A 17,911-nucleotide genomic window follows, 5' to 3' on the forward strand; every position below is an offset into this window, starting at 1 on the left:
AGCCGCCCGTGGCTGGGCGGGCTCAGTCCGCCCTGATCTGCGCGCGCTGGGCAATGGCGCGCATGCGTGGCAACTCGTCTTCGATCTGCGCCAGCACGGCATCGCCCGTGGCGTAAGACGGCTCCAGCCCTGCGGCGATGAGCTTGCTGCGGATTTCGGCGTCCGCCAGGGTCTCGGCCAGGGCCTTGTGCAATTTGGCCTTGGCCTCGGCGGGCAGGCCGCGCGGCGCGACCACGGCCAGCCAGGAATCGGCCGAGAACCCCGGTAAGCCACTTTCTGCCACCGTGGGCACGTCGGGCAGCTGCGTGGCCCGCGTGGCGCCCGTGACGGCGATGGCCTTGATCTTGCCTGCCTTGAGCTGTGGCAGCGCTGCCGCCACGGTGTCGATGGTGAAGGGAATCTGCCCGCCCATCAGGTCGGCCATGGCGGGGGCGCTGCCCCGGTAAGGCACGTGCATCAGCTTGATGCCCGCGGCCGACCAGGTCAGCTCGGCTGCGAAATGCCCCGTGGTGCCGTTGCCAAACGAGCCGTAGGAGAACTTGTCGGGCGTGCGCTGAACGGCAGCGATCAGCTGCCGGAGGTTGTTGACCGGCACATCGCGGTGGGCCAGCAGAATCAGGGGCACACGGGCGACGAGGCCAACGGGCTCGTAGCTTTTGACGGGGTCGTAGGGCAGCTTGGCGTTCAGCGCGGGGTTTACGGTGAAGGTGGAGCCGGAGCTGATCAGCAGCGTGTAGCCATCGGCAGGCGCATTGGCCACATACGCCGCACCCACCACGGTGCCCGCGCCCGCCTTGTTCTCGACCACGATGGGCTGGCCCAGGCGGTCGCCCAGCTTCTTGCTGATGGTGCGGCCCACGATGTCCACGGCGCCCCCTGGCGGAAAGGGCACGACCAACTGCACCGGCTTGGCGGGATAACCGTCGGCATGGGCGAGCCGTAACGTGCCGAGTCCCAGCCCTGCGACGGCTGCCGCCACGAGGATCACGCTACGCCGACTGACAAGCTGCAAGCACTTCATGGGGGCTCCTTGGATTGGGGGAACGGGCGGGGCCCTTGCCTGGCGGTCAAGGGCCCTTTGAACAGGTGCTCAGATCAACGACAGCCCGGCCAGTTGTGCCAGCCGTCGCTGCTCGCTGGACGCATCAGCCGTTGCGAAAAAGAAAGCTGTAGGCGTTCAACGCCGGCACCCCTCCCAGGTGCGCATAGAGCACGCGGGAGCCTTCGGGGAATTCGCCCTTGCGCACCATATCGATCATTCCGTGCATGGACTTGCCCTCGTACACCGGGTCGGTCAGCATGCCCTCCTGGCGCGCACACAGGCGGATGGCTTCGAGCGTGCCTTCGTTGGGCAGGCCGTATTCGGGGCCGCCGTAGCGGGTGTCCAGGATCACGTCCTCGGCCGTGATCTCCTGGCCCAGCTCCACCAGCTTGGCGGTGTTCTGCGCGATGCGCAGCACCTGGGCATGGGTTTTTTCGGGCTTGGCGGAGGCGTCGATACCGATCACCTTGCGCGCACGGCCATCGGCGGCAAAGCCCACCACCATGCCCGCCTGCGTACTGCCCGTGACCGAGCACACGACGATGTAGTCGAACTGGAAGCCCAGCTCCTTCTCTTGCTGGCGCACCTCCTCGGCAAAGCCCACAAAGCCCAGGCCACCGTACGGGTGCTCGGAGCAGCCTGCGGGGATGGGGAAGGGCTTGCCACCGGCCTTCTTCACGTCCTCCATGGCCTGCTCCCAGCTGGGGCGGATGCCGATGTCAAAGCCCGCTGCGTCCAGGCGCACGTCGGCGCCCATGATGCGGCTCATCTCGATGTTGCCCACGCGGTCGTACACCGCGTCGGAGTAGTTCACCCAGTTCTCTTGCACCAGCACGCACTTCATGCCCAGGTGTGCAGCCACGGCGGCCACCTGGCGCGTCTGGTTGGACTGGATGCCGCCGATGGAGACCAGCGTGTCGTAGCCGCCTGCGATGGCCTCGGGGATCAGGTATTCGAGCTTGCGCGTCTTGTTGCCGCCGAAGGCGAGGCCCGAGTTGCAGTCCTCGCGCTTGGCGTACAGGTGCACCTTGCCGCCGAGGTGGGTCGACAGGCGCGGCAGCGCCGTGATGGGAGAGGGGCCGAAGGTGAGCGGGTGGCGGGCAAATTTCTGCAGGTTCATGGCGGTGTTCCGGTCGATGAAGAGGGGGCGCAAGCGGGGGGGGCTTGCAGTGCCTTCATCGTAGAAAAACACGCGCGTCAAGTGGTTGCAAAATTTTCCCAAATTTCAGTGTTTCAGGTTGATGGATCAGAATGTCAGGGATAAATATTTCTCTGGGTGACCTATGAGCGCAACAAAAGTTCGTCCCAAGAATGCGCCGCAGGCTGATGTCTCGGCCGAGCTGGACCGTACCGACAAAGCCATCCTGCGCCAGCTGCAGCGTGATGCGTCGTTGTCCAACGTCGCGCTGGCCGAGAAGGTGCATCTGAGCCCGCCCGCCTGCCTGCGCAGGGTGGAGCGCCTCAGGCGCCTGGGACTCATCGACAAGGTGGTGGCGCTGCTCAACCCCCAGGCGGTGGGTGCGGGCATGCTGGTGATGATTGGGGTGGTGCTGGACCGCTCGACGCCCGAGTCGTTTGCCGAGTTTGAAAAGGCGGCTGCCAAGGTATCCGGCTGCATGGAATGCCATGTGGTCACCGGCGAGTTCGACTACTTCATGCTGGTGCGCACGCGCGACAACGACAGTTTCAACCGCCTGCATGCAGAGCAGTTGCTCTATCTGCCGGGCGTGCGTCAGGTGCGCTCGTTCATGGTGTTGCGCAACGTGCTCTCGACCACCGAGTTGCCGCTGGCGGTGTAGCGGCCTGCGTCCGACCGACCGTCTACTGGGCGCCGCGCAGCCGTCCCATCATGGCCGCCCAGGCCGGGCCGCCAAACACGTTGACCACCAAGCCCGCCATCAAGAGCCCGGCGCCTGCAAAGTGCACGGGCAGCAACTGCTCGCCAAACGCCACCCAGCCCGTGGTCAGGCCCACCACGGGCACCAGCAGCGTGAAGGGCGCCACGCGGTTCACGGGGTAGCGCGACATGAGGTAGGTCCACAGCCCGAAGCCCAGCAGCGTCGAAATCCACGCGATATAGGCCACGGCGGCCATCGATTGGAAGGACAGGTGCTGCACGGCCGCCCACACCGTGGCGGGCCCGTCCAGCCACAGCGACAGCGCCACAAAAGGCAGCGGCGCCACTACGCTGGACCAGACGATGAATGCAAACTGGTTCATTGGCCCATACCGCCCCACGGCACGCGTGACGATATTGCCGCAGCCCCACATCGCCGCCGCCGCCACGGTCAGCGCAAAGCCTGCCAGGGGCATGGAGGCGCCATGCGCGCTGCCGATCAGCACCAGCCCGCAGCCCGCCAGCGCCAGGCCTGCCACCTGGTTGCCGTGCCATTTCTCGCGCAGCCACCACGCGGCCAGCAGCAGGGTGAAGAACGACTGCGACTGCAACACCAGCGACGCCAGGCCCGAGGGCATGCCGATGTGGATGGCGGTGAACAGCAGCGCAAACTGCCCCACCGCCATGGTCATGCCGTACAGCAGGTACAGCCTCAGCGGCACCTTGGGCGGCTTGACAAACAGCAGTGCGGGGAAGGCTGCGAGCAGGTAGCGCAGCGCTCCCAGCAGCAGGGGCGGCACACCGGCCACGCCCACCTTGATGACGGCGAAATTGAGGCCCCAGACCACGATGACGAGCAGGGCCAGGGCGAGGTCGCGGGGGCGCAGGGAAGAGGGCATGGTGTTGCGGAAGTGGCCGTGGACGGGCTCCGATTGTGGCTTGCACACCTCGGCTATGGCGGCGGTGTTCGGCCAGGTTTCCGATCAAAACGGGACATTTTGCGCACCCCCCCCACGCACCGCACTGCAGCGCAGCGGCATGCGTGGGCTAGATGCGCGCGGCCACGGCCATGGCCCGCTCGCGCAGCCACTCCAGCCCAGGGTCCTTGTCGCGGTGCCGGTGCCACTGCAGCTTCTGGCGCATGGGCGGAATCTCCAGGGGCGGCTCCCAGATGCGCACGGGCAGGCCGAGCTGAACGGCACGCAGGGCGATGCGTTTGTGCACCGTGGCCACACGGTGGGTGCCAATCACCAGGCTGGGCAGGGCGGCCATGGTGGGGGCCGAGATCTCGATGCGGCGCTTGACGCCAAAGCGTTCGAGAAACCAGCCGTCAAACGCCGGGATGTGCCGCGCGCCCGAATAGTCGGCCACCACATGGCCGGCGGCCAAGTAGTCTTCAAAGCTCAGCGCTTCGGAGATGTGGGGGTTCCCCTCCCAGGTGATGCACAGGTAGGTTTCCTCGAACAGCGTGACGCTCGGGTGCCTGGGCGAGGCGTATTGCTCCGGAATGATGAGGACGTCGGCCCCGTATTCCTCCAACTGCTCCACCGGCCGGTTGTTCTGCGCACGCAGGTGCAGTTGCACCCCGGGCGCTTCCTGAAACAGCTGCTCGATCAGCGGTTGCATGAGCACCGTGGTCGTGAAATCCGACACGAGCAGGGTGAAGCTGCGGGTGGATGTGGCGGGGTCGAACCGGGGCTTTTCTGCGATGGTGCTGTCGATGCGCATCAGGACCTCGCGCACGGGGTCCAGCAGCCCCTCGGCACGCGGCGTCAGCACCATGGTGCGGCCTTGCTGCACCAGCAGCTCATCGTCGAAATAGGTGCGCAGGCGCGCCAGTGCGTTGCTGGTGGCGGGCTGGCTCAGGTGCAGGCGCTCCCCGGCGCGGCTGATGCTGCGTTCGGTGAGCAGGGCGTCCAGTGCCACGAGCAGGTTCAGGTCCAGTTTGTTAAAGCGCATGGGCAGCAGGCATCGATGACGGTATGTGGTTTCTTCCGCGCTCCCAGCCAGATGCAACAGGGGCCCGCAGAGTCCCTGAACTATTCATGGGATCAATACTGCGAATGGAATCAATCCATTTGATCTAAGTTAAGGCCGATCTTAATCTCGCTCCCGTCCTGCCAACTGGCAGACCCGATGAGGGGCCCACCCGTGCTACCGAGGCCCTGTCGAGCAAAGCGAAAAAACGCCCAGCCTGGCTGGATGCGTAGAACAAGGAGACAACGATGAAGACGGTACTTTCCCGCGCCGGGCAGGCGGCGGGCTGCATGTTGCTGAGCCTGCTCAGCGCACCCCAGGCCCAGGCTTTCGAAGGGGGCGTGTCGCCCTTCCCGGTCGGATCGACCGGCGAATACGTGGCTGGCCTGCCGCCCATTCCCGGGTTGTTTGTGTTGGAGCAGGTGCACCACACCACCTCCAGCGGTCTGTATGACAACCACGGCGACACGCGACCCATCCCGTTCAAGCTGAGCGCAACCTCGGCCACCACGCGGCTGCTGGCGGCCTACGACATGACGGTGCTGGGCGCACGGCTGTATTCGCAGCTGGTGATTCCTGCCGTCTCCTTGCGCACCGACGTCGCCGGCCACAGCGAGCGGCACAGCGGGGTGGCCAACATCACCGTCTCGCCCGCCGTGCTGCGCTGGAGCCTGACAGACAAGACCTATGCCGTGGCGGGCCTGGACATCGCGCTGCCCAATGGCTCCTACGACCCGCACCGGCCCAGCGTGTCCACCGGCTACACCTCGGTCAAGCCGGTGCTCGGGATTCGTCACACCGATCCGAGTGGCCTGGATATTGGCCTCATCAACCGCCTGATGGTGAACCGTGAAAACAGCACCACCCATTACCGCTCGGGCAGCGGCTATGTGGGCGAATTCATCGCTGGCTGGAACGTCGGCCCCTGGAAGATGGGCATGGTGGGTTCGTACCTTCACCAGTTCACGGACGACAAGCAAGGCGGCGCCACCATCCAGGACAACCGCGCACGCAGCTTTGCGCTGGGGCCCTCGCTCAACTACAACGCCGGCCCCTTCAGCGTGAGCCTGAGCTACCAGCGGGGCATCTACGCCGCCAATACCACCAAGAACAACGTGCTGGGCATCGGGATCGCCATTCCGCTGTGGATCAAGCACTGACCTCGCACATTCGCATTGCGCACAATGACCCACAAATCTCTGATGGCGTTGCCCCTGCTTGCTGCCTGCGCGCTGGCCCGTGCCGCCGCGCCCGCTGAGCCGCAGGCGGTTTTCGACCGCTATGTGCAGGCCGTGCACGCGGCAGACATGGGTGCGGTGCGTGCGCTGATCGCCCCGGATGTAGATCGATCGGACTACCCGGCTTGCACTGCGCCGATGGACAACCCGGCCTGCCTGGCGCTCTACATCGACCAGACCGTGGTGCAGCCGCGCGCACGGCTCACCGTGCTTTCGGTGGAGGTGCGCGCCAGTGAGTTGACCGCCCGGCTGGAGGTGCGCAGCCCGCTGTACGAGAAGGCGGGCGTGGAGCGCATCGTCGGCAGCGATGTGCTGCGCATCGAAGGCGGCCAAATCCGGGCCTTCCGCTTTGTGCCCGACTTCGCAGACCCCGCCACGGCCCGCTTCTTCGCCAGCATCGGCATCACGCCGCGCCCCCGCAGTTCCCAACCCTGAGTCTGAAATAGATGTTCAAGTATTTCCCCACCAACTACGTCTGGAACCTGTCCGTTGATCTCGCCATTGAAATGGGCGCGCGCATTGGCGAAATCGAGGAGATGTGCGCCCCCCTGCAAGAGGCCGCCAAGGCCCCGGATGCTGCTGGCACGCAGGCTTTTCGCGAGACCTGGGTGCGCATGGCCGACAAGCTCTGCGGACTGGCTGAAGAAGACGAAACCCGGGGTCGCATGCTTTCGGCCGGTGAGAAGTACCGGCGCGCTGCGAGCTACCTGATCACCGCTGAGCGGCTGCAGGCGCACAACGCACCGGGCCGCCTGGCCATCTACCGCCGCGAACTGGAGCTGTTCCTCAAAGGCTCGGCCCTGCTGGGCGATCCGGTGGAGCGCGTGGAAATTCCGTACGAGAGAACCCACCTCTCTGCCCTCTATTACCCGGCCAAGGGGCTCCGGCCGGGCCAGCGGGCGCCGATTCTGGTGCAGCTCAACGGGCTGGACTCGACCAAGGAAATGAAGCACCTGGTCGGACTGCCTGCGTGGCTGGCCCACCGTGGCGTGTCCTCCCTGGTGGTGGATCAGCCAGGGACCGGCGAAGCCCTGCGCCTGCACGGACTGACCGCGCGGTACGACACCGAGCACTGGGCCAGCCGCGTGGTGGACTGGCTGGAGCAACACCCCGCCGTGGACCCGAAACGCATCGGCTGCGAAGGCGTGTCCCTGGGGGGTTACTACTGCCCGCGTAGCGTGGCGATGGAGCCGCGCTTTGCTTGCGGCGTGGCCTGGGGCGCGAACCACGACTGGCGCGATGTGCAAGAGCGCCGCTTGCAGAAAGAAGGCGACTTCCCGGTGCCGCACTACTGGGCCCACGTGTGCTGGGTATGGGGTGCCAAGGACATCGACGACTTCATGCGGATCGCGCAGAACGTGCACCTGGACGGCGTGGTCGAGAAGATCCGCGTGCCTTTCCTGGTCACGCACGGCGAGCGTGATTCGCAAATCCCGCTGAAGTGGGCGCACCGCACCTACGAGCAGCTGGTCAACAGCCCCCGGCGAGAACTCAAGGTGTTCACCGACCGCGAAGGCGGCTCGCAGCACGCGAGCTTTGACAACAGCATCAATGCGGGCCACTACATCGCGGATTGGGTGGCAGAAGTCCTGGGCGGACACACCGCCTGCAGGGCTTGAAGCCCCACCGCACCACCGACACCACAAAAAGGATCAAGAGATGAACATCATTGGACCCGACGCGCTGGTTTTTGGCGTGGACGATATCGCCGCCTGCGCGCAGTACCTGGTGGACTACGGGCTGACCCCGGTCGGGGTGACGGCACAGGGCGGGCGCTTCGAGGCACTGGACGGGACAGCCGTGGAGATACGCGCTCAGGACGACCCGGCGTTGCCGCCTTCGCTGGGCACAGCCAGCCTGCTGCGCGAAACCGTCTACGGCGTAGCCGACGCGGCCACGCTCGATGCCATCGAGGCCGAACTGACCCGCGACCGCGTGGTGGTGCGCCAGGGCGACGTGCTGCGCACCACGGACGACCTGGGCTTTGCCCTCGCGTTCCAGGTCACCGTGCGCAAGCCTCTGTCGTTGCCTGCCGAATCCGTCAACGCCCCCGGGGCCGCGCCGCAGCGGGCTCCCAACGCGCTGGGTCTGCCGCCAGACCTGGTGGCGCGACCCCGCTCGCTGTCGCATGTCGTGTACTTCGTTCCGGACGCGGCCAAGGCTGAGGCGTTTTATGCCCGCCTGGGTTTTGTCTGCACAGACCGGTTCACAGGTGTCGGCCCCTTCCTGCGCCCTGCTGGCACGCAAGACCACCACACGCTGTTCATGATCCAGACGCCCCCGTTCATGAAAGGTTGCGAGCACTTCACCTTCCACATGGGCGGCCCCACCGAGTTGCTGCTGGCCGGCACCCGCTTTGTGGAGAAGGGCTACCAGAGCTTCTGGGGCCCCGGGCGCCACCGGTTCGGCAGCAACTGGTTCTGGTACTTCAACTCGCCCCTGGGCTGCCATGTCGAATACGACGCAGACATGGACCAGCACGACAACACCTGGGCGCCGCGGGAGGTGCCGATGAGCGCCGATGCCTCGCAGCTGTTCCTGTTTCAGCACCGCGAGAAGTGGGCGCCCTCGGGCCCGCCGCCAGCGCAGGCGCACCATTGAGCTGGCACCATGAAGCTGTGCCACTGGAGCGACCTGCCCGACGGTGCATCGCGGGGCTTTGACCCCGCAGGCCACGGCCAGGACACGGTCATCGTCGTGCGGCAGGGCCTGCGTTTGCATGCCTATGCCAACGTCTGCCCCCACGATGGCGTCCCGATGGCATGGCGCAAGGACCGGTATCTGAACGCGGCCGGTGACCGCATCGTCTGTGCGGCCCATGGCGCACTGTTTGACATCGCCACCGGGGAGTGCACCCTGGGGCCGTGCCTGGGCGATGCGCTCACCCCCGTACCCCTGGTCCTGCAAGCCAATGGCGACGTTCATCTGGCGAATCCAAAAAATGAATAAGGAGACAAACCCATGAGCCTTTCTTCCCAACGCATCCTGGTCATCGGCGGCGGATTTTCCGGCATGGCTGCGGCCATTGAGCTGCGCAAGCAAGGCGCCCAGGTAGACCTGGTCGAGATCGACCCCGGCTGGCGCAGCTATGGCGCCGGCATCAGCCTGGGCGGCGCTACGCTGCGGGCGCTGCGGCGCCTGGGCGTTCTGGAGGCCTTTCTGGCCCAGGGCAACGCCTCGGACGGCGTCAACCTGCACCTGCCCCATGGCCCCCTGGTGGCCACGCTGCCCACGCCCCGCATTGCGGGCGACGATGTGCCGGGCGGCGGCGCCATCCTGCGCCCGGTGCTGGCCCGCATCCTCGCCGAGGCCACCCGCGCAGCGGGCGCCAATGTCCGTCTGGGCTGCACCTTCTCTGCCATCGACCAGCAGGCCGACGGGGTGCAGGTGACTTTCACCGACGGTCAGCGCCAGCTCTATGACCTGGTGATCGGCGCGGACGGGCTCTACTCCAAGGTGCGCGAAGCCGTGTTTGAAAGCGCCGCTCGGCCGCGCTACAGCGGCCAAGCGGTGTGGCGCGCCGTGCTGCCCCGGCCGCCAGAGATCGAGACGGCCACGATGTGGCTCGGTCCGAAGATCAAGCCCGGCGTGAACCCGGTCTCCAAGACAGAGATGTACCTCTTCGTCACCGAGCCGCGACCCACCAACGACCATGTCGATCCAGCAACGTTTGTGGACACCTTGCGTGCGCTGCTGGAGGGCTTTACTGCCCCCACGTTGCAGGCCATCCGCAGCCAGATTGGCCCGGATTCGCAGATCGTGTACCGGCCCCTGGAAGGCTTGCTCATGCCCCGCCCCTGGTCGCGTGGCCGTGTGGTGCTGATCGGCGACACGGTGCACGCCACCACGCCCCACCTGGCATCGGGCGCCTGCATCGGCATCGAGGATGCGCTGGTGCTGGCCGATGAACTGGCGCAGTCAGCGGGCGACGTGCCGGCTGCGTTGGCGGCCTTTGAAAGCCGCCGCTGGGAGCGCTGCCGCATGGTGGTGGAGAACTCGGCGCGCCTGGGCGAGATCGAGATCGACGGCGGCGACAAGGAAGAGCACTCGCGCATCATGCGGGAGTCCCTCATGGCGTTGGCCCAGCCCATCTGAAGCGAGGTCGCCATGATCACAACCAATTCGCTGCGGGGCCGTGTGGCCCTGATGGTGGGCCATTGCGCGGGCATGGTCGATCTGGTCGCGTTGCCGGTGTGGGTGGGCACGCTGATCTCGGTGTACCGCTTCGACCCGCAGCAGGCGGGCCTGCTGGCCACGTTGTTTCTGGCCGGGGCGGTTGCGGCCAGCCTGGTGCTAGCGCCGTTCTTCCAGCTGCTGCGCGGGCGCAGCGTGGCTACCGCAGGGTTTGCCTGCGCTGCCGTGGCCTTTGCCGCAGCCTCCACCACGCAACAGTTTGCCTTGCTGGCACTGTTGCACGGCGTTGCCGGGGTGGCGGCGGGCGCGGCCCTGAGCGTGACGCACGGCACCATTGCCCGCAGCCAGAACCCCCACGGCCTGTTCGCGCTGGTGGGCATGGCACTGGGCGTATTTGCCATCGTGTTCCTAGGCGGCACGCCAGTGCTGGTGGCGCAGCAGGGCGGGCTGGCGCTGTTCCATGTATTTGCCGGTGTCATGGCCGTGGGGGCGGTGGTTGCGGCAGTGGCGTTTCCTGCGCCTGACATGGCGGGCGGTGCGGCGCTTTCTCGGACACCTGTCACGCCCTTGCCTGCCGCCGTCTGGTGGGGTGTGGCAGGCATCGCGGCCCTGGGATTGGTGCAGTCCATGACCTTCAGCTTTCTGGAGCGCGTGGGCAGCGACCGTGGTTATGGCATGCAGGCGGTCACCGGGGTGCTCATTGCCCTGGGGGTGGTCAACCTCTTCCCTGCGGCCCTGGCGGCGGTGCTGGAAAAGCGCTGGGCAGCCCGCAACGTGCTGCTGGCGGGACCTGCGCTGCAGGCTTTCATGGTGGTGGTGATCATGAACTCGCCCGTGTTCGCGCCCTATGCGGCGGCTGCCGCCGTGTTTGCGGCCGTGATGATCTTCACGCACACTTTTGCCTTTGGCGTGCTGGCGCGGCTGGACCCCAGTGGCCGTGCCCTGGCCGCGACTCCTGCCATGCTCATGTTCGGTGCGGCCATTGGGCCCATCCTTGGGGGTACCCTGGTCAAGGCCTGGGGCTATGGCAGTCTGGGTGTGGCGGCTTTGGTGATTGACGCAGTGGCGGTCTACGCATTCGCACGCATTTACCGTGCTCCGGGTATTGCAGCCACAGCGAAAGGCATGGCATGAGCCGCCTAGTTTCCCCCTTGCAGCCACAGCCCGGGCTCAGCCGCCGGGCCTGCCTGGTAGCGGCTGCAGCGGGCATGGCGGCGCCGTGGGCCCGAGCGCAGTCTGGGCGGCACATCACCTTCATCGTGCCCCAACCTGCGGGCAACCCCAGCGATGTGTTCGCCCGCAAGCTCCAGACGGTGATGCAGCGGGAACTGGGCCAGACCATCGTCATCGAGAACCTGCCGGGCGCTGGGGGCTCCATCGGTGTGCAGCGCATGCTCAGCGCGCCTGCCGATGGTGCAACGCTGGTCGTGGCGTCGCAGACCGAGCCTATCCTCACCCCCTTGGCACTGGCCAGCGCGCGCTACAAGCCCGAGCAGATGCGCGCCATCGGCACGCTGGGGCGAACCAGCTACGTGCTGGCAGGCCGGGCTGACATGCCCGCCACCACCCATGCGCAGCTGCTGGACATGGCGCGGCAAGCGGCGGCCGCTGGCAAGCCGCTGACCTTTGGGCACATCGGGCAAGGCTCGATGATTCACCTGATGGGGACGCAGTGGGCTCGCCTGTGTGGCGTGCCGCTGGTGCATGTGCCATACCGGGGCGTGCCGCCGGTCGTGCAAGACCTCATGGGCAATCAGATCGATCTGTCCTTTGTGCCGCTGGGCGGCGCCGCGCTGAATATGCTGGAGGCTGGCAAGCTGCGCGCCTTCAGCAGCACCGCCGCCAAAGCGCCTGTGCTGCTGCCGCACGTTGCCCCCTTGAGCCAGCAGTCTGCGGCGCTCAAAGGCTTTGAATACACCGCCTGGGGTGCGCTGCTGGTGGCGCGCCATACCCCCGATGCGGCGGTGCATCGCCTGCACCAGGCCTTCGGTGTGGCCCTGCGCGACGCCGAGGTCCAGAGCTTTCTGCGTGCCAATGGCACCGAGCCCCAGGAGCCGCTGTCGCTGCCCGCCCTGGACCAGTTCTACCAATCCGAAATCCAGATCCACCAGGCCCTCGCCCGCACCGTGGGTGTGGTGCCCGAGTGAGCTGTGCACCCACTGCCATGACCAAACCCCAACGCCGCTTTGTGGACCTTTCCATCTACCTGGAAAACGATGTCCTCTCCGATCCACCGCCCCTGGCGCCCAAGATCACCTACCAGAAGCACGCCGACACGCTGCCCGAATTCATGGCCATGATCCCGGGCACCCAGCCCGAGGACTACCCCGACGGCGAAGCAGCGGCCGCCGAATGGGTCACGCTGACCACACACAACGGCACCCACCTGGATGCGCCGTGGCATTTCCACTCCACGCAGGATGCTAAGAATGGCGGTGCCCGCCCCTCCATCACCATTGACGAGGTGCCGCTGGAATGGTGCTTTCAGCCGGGTGTGAAGCTGGACTTTCGCCACCTGCCCGATGGCTATGTCGCCACCGCCGCCGATGTGGAGGCCGAGCTGGCCCGCATCGGCCACACGCTGCAGCCGCTCGACATCGTGGTGGTCAACACCCGCGCAGGTTCGCGCTATGGGCACAAGGACTACCTGGGCGCCGGGTGTGGCATGGGCTACGAGGCCACCATGTACCTGCTGGAGCGCGGTGTGCGCCTCACGGGCACCGACGCTTGGAGTTGGGATGCGCCGTTTTCGTACACCGCCCAGCGCGTGGCCGAAACGGGCAACAAGGCCCTGATCTGGGAGGGCCACAAGGCGGGCCGCGACATTGGCTACTGCCACCTGGAAAAACTGCACAACCTGGAGGCGCTGCCGCCCACGGGTTTCACCATCAGCTGCTTTCCGCACAAGATCCGCGGCGCCTCGGCAGGCTGGACGCGCGCGGTCGCCATTTTTGAAGACTGAGGAGTCCGTTCATGGGTTTTCCATCCATCCACCGCGTGGTCACTGGCCACAACGCCCAAGGCCGTGCCGTGGTCTCCAGCGAGGGGCCGCTGCCCACCGTGGTCGAGATTGCGGCCATTCCCGGTACGGTGTTCCATGAGGTCTGGAGCACCGCACAGTCGCCCGCTGTCGTGGACAACGGCCCGGACCCGACGCTTGGGCCCCTCGTGCTGCCGCCCCCGCAGAGCGGCACACGCATCCGGTTCGTGGACATTCCGCCCGATACGCCAGAGTTCCTCGCGCGGGGTGCCGAGCACATGCACGACGCCTTCAGCCAGATTGGCGATGCGGCGGCCTCCACGGTGCAGGCCGATTCCCCCCACCCGCTGATGCACCGCACCGAATCGGTGGACTACGGCGTGGTGATCGAAGGTGAGCTGACGCTGGTGCTGGACGAAGGCGAAGTGCAGCTACGCCCTGGCAGCGTGGTGGTGCAGCGTGGCACCAACCACGCCTGGGCCAACCGTTCGGGCGCGCCATGTCGCATGCTGTTTGTGCTGGTGGACGGGCGCTTTGATGCGTCGGTGGCCGCACCTGCCAAGGAGCATTCATGAGCACGCGCCGTCAATGGCTGGGCGCTGCAGTGTCCGCAGCGGTGGCCCCTTGGGCTTGGGCGCAGGCCCCGTATCCCGCGCGACCGTTGAGCTGGGTGGTGCCTTACCCGGCCGGGGGCTTTGGCGACGCGATGTCGCGCCTGATGGTGCAGAAGCTGGGCGAGCGCATGCAGCAAGCCGTGGTGGTGGAAAACAAGCCCGGCGGCGCCGCGCAACTGGCGGCCCAATACGTCAAGCAGCAGCCTGCCGATGGCCACACCTTGCTGTATGCCGACATCGGCCCGCTGGCCATGTACCCGGCGCTGTACGCCAAGCTGAGCTTCAGCCCCCTCAAGGACTTTGCGCCGCTGACGCGCTTGTTCAAGTCGCCGCTGGTCGTGGTTGTGCCTGCGGGCAGTCCGTTCCAGACACTGGCCGACCTGCTGCGCGTGGCGGCTGCGGGTGATGGGCTCAACTATGGCTCATACGGGCAGGGCAGCCAGCCCCACGTGTGGACCGAGCAGCTGCGCATCAAGACGCGTTCGCGCATGACCCATGTGCCCTACCAGGGCGCATCGCCCGCGCTGCAGGACCTGATGGCCGGGCGCCTGGACTTCATGTGCGATGTGGTGGCATCCAGCCTGCCGCTGGTGCGCGAAGGCAAGCTGCGCGCGCTGGTCAGCGTGGGCAGCGAGCAGCGCTTGCAGGTGCTGCCCCAGGTGCCCACGCTGACCGAAGCCGGGCATGCGGACCTCGACATCCCGGGCTGGAACGGTGTGATGGTGCGCGCGGGCACGCCTGCGCCGGTGGTCGAATTGCTGCACAAGGCGGTGGTGGCCGCGCTGGAGTCCCCCGAGGTGCTGGGCCGCTACCGCCCGCTGGGCCTGGAGCCTGCGCCGCTGGCGCCCGCTGCATTCGGCGAGTTCATCCAGAGCGAATCGCAGCGGTGGGGCTTGGCCATTCGCCAAGCGGGGATCAAGGTCGAATGAGTCTCTTTGGCCAGCCCCACCGGGGCTGTTGTGACCGGACACAACCTGGTGGTGGATGGCGGCACCACCATCAGCGATGGGAGTTGACACCATGCACGGCATCCTGAACCGAAGAACCCTGGTGGCCAGTGCCTTGGCACTGCCCATGAGCACCTGGGCCGCCACCTGGCCCACGCGGCCGCTGCGCATCGTGCTGCCCTTCGCGGCCGGAGGCAGCTCCGACCTGGTGGCTCGCCTGCTGGCCGACAAGCTGGGCCAGGCCCTGGGCAGCCCGGTGGTGGTGGAGTCGCGCGCGGGTGCCAACGGCATCATTGCCTCGGAGGCCGTGGGCCGTAGCACCGACGGGCATTCGCTGCTGTGGGTCAGCGCCGCTCACGCCATCAACGCCAGCCTCTACCCCCGGCTGCCGTATGACAGCCAGCGCGACTTTGCCCCCGTAGCCCTGGTGGCCAGCCCCGGACCCATGGTGATTGCGGTGCCAGCAGCTCTGCCGGTGCGCAGTCTGCCCGATCTGATGGATCTGGCCCGGCGCAAGCCCGGGCAGGTCAGCTACGCATCGGCCGGGGTTGGCAATGTGCTGCACCTGGCGGGCGAGATGCTGGCGCAGCAGGCCGGTGTGCAGTTGCTGCATGTCCCCTACAAAGGCGCGGCGCCCGCCCTCAATGATCTGGCGGCCGGGCAGGTCAACCTCATGTTCAACAGCGCCCTGTCTGTGGCCCCGATGGTCAAGGATGGGCGCATTCGCCTGCTGGCCCAGACGGGCGCACAGCGCTCGCCCGCCTTGCCCGCCGATCTGCCCACGGTGACCGAAACACCGGGCCTGGCAGGCTTTCAGGTCACCGGCTGGTTTGGCCTGCTGGCGCCTGCTGCCCTGCCCGCCGAGGCGATCGCGCGGCTCAACGCCGAATGCGTTCGCATCCTGGCCCAGCCCGAGCTGCGCGAAAAGCTGGCCCTGCTGGGCAGTGCCGATGCCCCCACCCAGAGTGCGCGCGAGTTCGGCGCATTTCTGACGGCAGAGACCGACCGCTATGCCCGCGTGATCCGGGCGGCGGGGCTGCGACTGGAAACCCCTTCTTCTTGATAGGACTGGCGATGCGATTTGCAACGTTGAAAGATGGCAGCCTGGACGGCCGCCTGGTACTGGTTTCTTCCACCGGCTTGCAGGCCGTCGATGCCGCCCCGATAGCAACCAACTTGCTGGCAGCCTTGCAGAACTGGGAGGTTGTTGAGCCCGCCTTGCGCGAGCGCGCTGCAGCGCTGGAGGCAGGCACGGCGGCCGGTGTCTTGGCGTTCGACCCTGTGGCCTGCAGCGCCCCTTTGCCGCGCAGCCCGCAGTGGCTGGATGCATCAGCCTTCCTCAACCATGGCCGCTTGATGGAGCGCGCGTTCAACACCCCTCCCATTCCGCACTTCGACACCATCCCGGTCATGTACCAGGGCGCGAGCGACGACTTTCTGGGCCCGCACGACGACGTTCCGATGCCCAGCGAGGCCGACGGCATCGATTTTGAAGGCGAGTTCGGCGTCGTCTGTGGACCGGTGCCCATGGGCGTGACGCCTGAAGGGGCAATCCACAGCGTGCGCCTGGTGGTGCAGATCAACGACTGGAGCCTGCGCGCGCTGGGCCCGCACGAGATGAAGACGGGCTTTGGCTTCTTGCAGGCCAAGCCTTCCACCAGCTTTGCGCCGCTGGCAGTTACCCCCGACGAACTGGGCGATGCTTGGCAGGGTGGGCGGGTGCATCTGCGGCTGCATGTGGAGTCCAACGGCCAGTGGTTTGGTCACCCCCATGGCGGCGAAATGAATTTCAGCTTTGGTCAGCTCATTGCCCACGCGGCCCGCACACGGCGGCTCACGGCAGGCACCATCATCGGCTCGGGCACCGTGTCCAACCAGGCGCGCGATGCGGGCTCTGCCTGCCTGGCCGAGCGGCGTGTGATCGAAATCCTGGACGAGGGCACCGCCAAGACGCCCTTCATCCGCTACGGCGATACCGTGCGTATGCAGGCGCGCTGGCCCGATGGGCGTGAGGGGCCTTTTGGTGTGGTGCACCAGCGTGTGGTGGCTGCAGGCACGGGGGCACGTTGATGCATGTGGTCGTCACCGGCGCTGGCGGGTTCATTGGTGCCGCCCTGGCCGAGCGCTTGCAGTCCGCCCCGCTCGTGCCCGGCACGCCCTTGCGCCTGACGCTGGTGGACCGCGTCGGGCCTGTTGCGCCTTGCGCACCGGGCGTACATTGGCACATCGGTAGCTTTGCCGACTGCGCATTGTTCGACGCTCTGAAAGACCATCCGCCCGACTGCGTATTCCACCTGGCCAGTGTCCCGGGATCGCTGGCCGAGCGTGAGCCGGCGCTGGGCGTGCAGGCGAATTTGCTGGATACCGTGGCCCTGTGCGAAGGGCTTGCGCGCCCGGTGCGCGCAGGCCGGGCGCCCGTCCCGCGGCTGGTGTTTGCCAGCTCGGTGGCGGTGTATGGCGCGCTGGGCGCTCAGGCGGTCGATGAGGGCCAGTGGCCGCAGCCCACGCTCAGCTACGGGGTGCACAAGTGGATGGTGGAGCTGCTGCTGGCCGACTACGCCCGGCGCGGCGACATCGATGGCCGCAGCCTGCGGCTGCCCGGCATCGTGGCGCGGCCCCCGGCAGAAACGGGCCATGGCTCCGCATTCATGAGCCAGATCTTCCATGCCCTGCGGGCACGGCAGGCGTACACCTGCCCCGTGTCGGCGCGGGCCACGGCGTGGTGGATGTCGCTGGAGTGCTGCCTGGACAACCTGGTGCATGCCGCACGCTTGCCCACAGAGGGCATGCCGGCCGAACGGTGCTGGCAACCCCCGGTGCTGCGCGCGTCGGTGGAGGAGGTCGTGCAGGCAATTGCCCGCGCGGTGGATGCCGATCCGGCCGAGTGGATTGGGTACGCGCCCGAGACCCCCATCGAAACGCTGTTCGGCCGCCTGCCCGCCTTGCACACGCCGCGCGCGGAGGCTGCCGGTTTTCAGAACGACGGCTCGCTGCAGTCCCTGGTCACACGCGTGCTGGGCGGGTTGCAGGGCGGTGGGGGCGTGAAGTAGGGGGCGACAAAAAAGGGCGCGCCACGGGACGCGCTGCGGGGCAGGCGCCGGACTGGTGGGCGGCGCCGCGTGCTGCAGCGCTCCCGTGACGC

At 67.0% G+C, this 17,911-nt stretch carries 19 protein-coding genes; 15 read left to right on the forward strand and 4 right to left on the reverse strand.

The window, feature by feature from the left end:
- Positions 1-22: 22 nt before the first annotated feature.
- The gene (locus ACT531_RS16915; RefSeq protein WP_476018162.1) at positions 23-1,021 is read right to left on the reverse strand and encodes a Bug family tripartite tricarboxylate transporter substrate binding protein; all 999 of its coding nucleotides are present in this window, start codon (positions 1,019-1,021) and stop codon (positions 23-25) included.
- A 124-nt stretch (positions 1,022-1,145) separates the two neighbouring features.
- Positions 1,146-2,162 carry a 1-aminocyclopropane-1-carboxylate deaminase gene (locus ACT531_RS16920; protein ID WP_476018163.1) on the reverse strand — a complete coding sequence of 339 codons (1,017 nt, stop codon included), beginning with the start codon at positions 2,160-2,162 and terminating at the stop codon, positions 1,146-1,148.
- Between the two features lie 163 nt (positions 2,163-2,325).
- Between ACT531_RS16920 and ACT531_RS16925 the strand changes: the two genes are divergently transcribed.
- On the forward strand, positions 2,326-2,841 hold the full coding sequence (locus tag ACT531_RS16925) for an Lrp/AsnC family transcriptional regulator (protein ID WP_056065461.1): 516 nt from the start codon (positions 2,326-2,328) through the stop codon (positions 2,839-2,841).
- A 22-nt stretch (positions 2,842-2,863) separates the two neighbouring features.
- Here the strand turns inward: ACT531_RS16925 and ACT531_RS16930 are convergent, their stop codons facing one another.
- Together ACT531_RS16930 and ACT531_RS16935 are read right to left on the reverse strand one after the other, a co-directional pair.
- Positions 2,864-3,766, reverse strand: coding sequence for an EamA family transporter (locus tag ACT531_RS16930; RefSeq protein WP_436076993.1), 903 nt, complete (start codon positions 3,764-3,766; stop codon positions 2,864-2,866).
- 160 nt (positions 3,767-3,926) lie between these two features.
- A complete protein-coding gene (locus ACT531_RS16935) occupies positions 3,927-4,838 on the reverse strand; it encodes a LysR family transcriptional regulator (RefSeq protein ID WP_476018164.1) in 912 nt (303 codons plus the stop codon).
- A gap of 266 nt (positions 4,839-5,104) precedes the next feature.
- Here ACT531_RS16935 and ACT531_RS16940 point away from each other — a divergent pair, with 266 nt between their 5' ends.
- The 14 genes from ACT531_RS16940 to ACT531_RS17005 all read left to right on the forward strand — a co-directional run bounded on the left by ACT531_RS16940 (position 5,105) and on the right by ACT531_RS17005 (position 17,819).
- Complete coding sequence (locus ACT531_RS16940; protein ID WP_476018165.1) at positions 5,105-6,016, forward strand: SphA family protein; 912 nt, start codon at positions 5,105-5,107, stop codon at positions 6,014-6,016.
- 24 nt (positions 6,017-6,040) lie between these two features.
- Positions 6,041-6,529 (forward strand): hypothetical protein, encoded by a 489-nt coding sequence (locus ACT531_RS16945; protein WP_476018166.1) that lies wholly within the window; start codon positions 6,041-6,043, stop codon positions 6,527-6,529.
- An 11-nt stretch (positions 6,530-6,540) separates the two neighbouring features.
- Positions 6,541-7,713 carry an alpha/beta hydrolase family protein gene (locus ACT531_RS16950; protein WP_476018167.1) on the forward strand — a complete coding sequence of 391 codons (1,173 nt, stop codon included), beginning with the start codon at positions 6,541-6,543 and terminating at the stop codon, positions 7,711-7,713.
- A 40-nt stretch (positions 7,714-7,753) separates the two neighbouring features.
- Positions 7,754-8,695 (forward strand): VOC family protein, encoded by a 942-nt coding sequence (locus tag ACT531_RS16955; RefSeq protein ID WP_476018168.1) that lies wholly within the window; start codon positions 7,754-7,756, stop codon positions 8,693-8,695.
- Between the two features lie 9 nt (positions 8,696-8,704).
- Positions 8,705-9,043, forward strand: a complete 339-nt coding sequence (locus ACT531_RS16960; RefSeq protein ID WP_476018169.1) for a Rieske (2Fe-2S) protein — start codon at positions 8,705-8,707, stop codon at positions 9,041-9,043.
- 12 nt (positions 9,044-9,055) lie between these two features.
- Positions 9,056-10,189 carry an FAD-dependent oxidoreductase gene (locus ACT531_RS16965; protein ID WP_476018170.1) on the forward strand — a complete coding sequence of 378 codons (1,134 nt, stop codon included), beginning with the start codon at positions 9,056-9,058 and terminating at the stop codon, positions 10,187-10,189.
- A gap of 12 nt (positions 10,190-10,201) precedes the next feature.
- Positions 10,202-11,362, forward strand: coding sequence for an MFS transporter (locus ACT531_RS16970; RefSeq protein WP_476018171.1), 1,161 nt, complete (start codon positions 10,202-10,204; stop codon positions 11,360-11,362).
- Entirely contained in the window at positions 11,359-12,375 is a 1,017-nt protein-coding gene (locus ACT531_RS16975) for a tripartite tricarboxylate transporter substrate binding protein (RefSeq protein WP_476018172.1), read from the forward strand. The genes ACT531_RS16970 and ACT531_RS16975 overlap by 4 nt, the downstream gene beginning before the upstream one ends.
- Positions 12,376-12,392: 17 nt before the next feature.
- On the forward strand, positions 12,393-13,190 hold the full coding sequence (locus tag ACT531_RS16980; protein ID WP_476018173.1) for a cyclase family protein: 798 nt from the start codon (positions 12,393-12,395) through the stop codon (positions 13,188-13,190).
- An 11-nt stretch (positions 13,191-13,201) separates the two neighbouring features.
- On the forward strand, positions 13,202-13,783 hold the full coding sequence (locus tag ACT531_RS16985; protein WP_476018174.1) for a cupin domain-containing protein: 582 nt from the start codon (positions 13,202-13,204) through the stop codon (positions 13,781-13,783).
- Complete coding sequence (locus ACT531_RS16990) at positions 13,780-14,751, forward strand: Bug family tripartite tricarboxylate transporter substrate binding protein (protein WP_476018175.1); 972 nt, start codon at positions 13,780-13,782, stop codon at positions 14,749-14,751. The genes ACT531_RS16985 and ACT531_RS16990 overlap by 4 nt, the downstream gene beginning before the upstream one ends.
- Positions 14,752-14,842: 91 nt before the next feature.
- A complete protein-coding gene (locus ACT531_RS16995; protein ID WP_476018176.1) occupies positions 14,843-15,832 on the forward strand; it encodes a tripartite tricarboxylate transporter substrate binding protein in 990 nt (329 codons plus the stop codon).
- Positions 15,833-15,843: 11 nt separating this feature from the next.
- Positions 15,844-16,839: a fumarylacetoacetate hydrolase family protein gene (locus tag ACT531_RS17000; protein WP_476018177.1), complete on the forward strand. Its 996-nt coding sequence runs from the start codon at positions 15,844-15,846 to the stop codon at positions 16,837-16,839.
- A complete protein-coding gene (locus tag ACT531_RS17005; protein ID WP_476018178.1) occupies positions 16,839-17,819 on the forward strand; it encodes an NAD-dependent epimerase/dehydratase family protein in 981 nt (326 codons plus the stop codon). Before ACT531_RS17000 ends, ACT531_RS17005 begins: the two co-directional genes overlap by 1 nt.
- The last annotated feature ends 92 nt before the right edge of the window (positions 17,820-17,911 follow it).

This window comes from Acidovorax sp. DMC1 (genome assembly GCF_056314325.1).

Bases quoted from the DNA above. Each gene is read 5' to 3' on its own strand.
- ACT531_RS16915 (WP_476018162.1), bottom strand. From the start codon at position 1,021: ATGAAGTGCTTGCAGCTTGTCAGTCGGCGTAGCGTGATCCTCGTGGCG.
- ACT531_RS16920 (WP_476018163.1), bottom strand. From the start codon at position 2,162: ATGAACCTGCAGAAATTTGCCCGCCACCCGCTCACCTTCGGCCCCTCT.
- ACT531_RS16925 (WP_056065461.1), top strand. From the start codon at position 2,326: ATGAGCGCAACAAAAGTTCGTCCCAAGAATGCGCCGCAGGCTGATGTC.
- ACT531_RS16935 (WP_476018164.1), bottom strand. From the start codon at position 4,838: ATGCGCTTTAACAAACTGGACCTGAACCTGCTCGTGGCACTGGACGCC.
- ACT531_RS16940 (WP_476018165.1), top strand. From the start codon at position 5,105: ATGAAGACGGTACTTTCCCGCGCCGGGCAGGCGGCGGGCTGCATGTTG.
- ACT531_RS16945 (WP_476018166.1), top strand. From the start codon at position 6,041: ATGACCCACAAATCTCTGATGGCGTTGCCCCTGCTTGCTGCCTGCGCG.
- ACT531_RS16950 (WP_476018167.1), top strand. From the start codon at position 6,541: ATGTTCAAGTATTTCCCCACCAACTACGTCTGGAACCTGTCCGTTGAT.
- ACT531_RS16955 (WP_476018168.1), top strand. From the start codon at position 7,754: ATGAACATCATTGGACCCGACGCGCTGGTTTTTGGCGTGGACGATATC.
- ACT531_RS16960 (WP_476018169.1), top strand. From the start codon at position 8,705: ATGAAGCTGTGCCACTGGAGCGACCTGCCCGACGGTGCATCGCGGGGC.
- ACT531_RS16965 (WP_476018170.1), top strand. From the start codon at position 9,056: ATGAGCCTTTCTTCCCAACGCATCCTGGTCATCGGCGGCGGATTTTCC.
- ACT531_RS16970 (WP_476018171.1), top strand. From the start codon at position 10,202: ATGATCACAACCAATTCGCTGCGGGGCCGTGTGGCCCTGATGGTGGGC.
- ACT531_RS16975 (WP_476018172.1), top strand. From the start codon at position 11,359: ATGAGCCGCCTAGTTTCCCCCTTGCAGCCACAGCCCGGGCTCAGCCGC.
- ACT531_RS16980 (WP_476018173.1), top strand. From the start codon at position 12,393: ATGACCAAACCCCAACGCCGCTTTGTGGACCTTTCCATCTACCTGGAA.
- ACT531_RS16985 (WP_476018174.1), top strand. From the start codon at position 13,202: ATGGGTTTTCCATCCATCCACCGCGTGGTCACTGGCCACAACGCCCAA.
- ACT531_RS16990 (WP_476018175.1), top strand. From the start codon at position 13,780: ATGAGCACGCGCCGTCAATGGCTGGGCGCTGCAGTGTCCGCAGCGGTG.
- ACT531_RS16995 (WP_476018176.1), top strand. From the start codon at position 14,843: ATGCACGGCATCCTGAACCGAAGAACCCTGGTGGCCAGTGCCTTGGCA.
- ACT531_RS17000 (WP_476018177.1), top strand. From the start codon at position 15,844: ATGCGATTTGCAACGTTGAAAGATGGCAGCCTGGACGGCCGCCTGGTA.
- ACT531_RS17005 (WP_476018178.1), top strand. From the start codon at position 16,839: ATGCATGTGGTCGTCACCGGCGCTGGCGGGTTCATTGGTGCCGCCCTG.